Source organism: Streptomyces sp. DH12 (assembly GCF_020873895.1).
In the GTDB taxonomy this organism is placed as follows: Bacteria; Actinomycetota; Actinomycetes; order Streptomycetales; family Streptomycetaceae; genus Streptomyces.
Map to the genome: position 1 here is coordinate 1 of NZ_JAHWGT010000565.1, position 559 is coordinate 559.

1 protein-coding gene is annotated in these 559 nt (G+C 75.0%); it reads right to left on the reverse strand.

What is annotated here, in order from left to right; all coding sequences use genetic code 11:
* Nucleotides 1-552, reverse strand: a 552-nt coding sequence (locus tag LPA54_RS35800) for an NAD-dependent epimerase/dehydratase family protein (RefSeq protein ID WP_308112922.1), incomplete at its 3' end; no start/stop codon positions are given.
* Nucleotides 553-559: the final 7 nt, after the last annotated feature.

A 559-nucleotide genomic window follows, 5' to 3' on the forward strand; every position in this document is an offset into this window, starting at 1 on the left:
CTTCGTCACCGACTCGGGGTCGGTCAGGTCGCAGGCCACCACCGGCACCGGCGCCGAGGCGTCGGCGTGCAGGTCCAACCCGACGACCCGGGCGCCGAGTTCGGTGAAGCGCGCGCCCAGCGCCCGGCCGAACGTCCCCGCCGCGCCCGTCACGAGCACCCTCCGTCCCGCGAGCGGCGTCGCCTTCCGTACGCCCTTCAGGTCCCGCGCCACCTGGCGCAGATACTGGTCCACGTCGATCCGCATGTGCGGCCGCCTGTCGCCCCAGCGTTCCCGCGCCGCGTGCAGTTCGGCGGTGACCGACGCCAGCATCCGGTCCCGCGACGGCCTGCGCAGCCGCCCGGTCCGGCAGGCGGCGAGCAGCCGGCTCTGCGCCTCCACCACCGGCAGCGCCGACCCCGTCGACTGCATCAGCCCCACGAAGGACAGGGCGTCGTCGTCCAGCGGGAACACATGCCGGTACAGCGGCAGCCGGGCCGGGTCCGGCACCAGCGCCGGGTCGAGGAACGGCACGGTCGCCCGGTACCCGGTGCACCACAGCACATGGTCCACCTCGTCC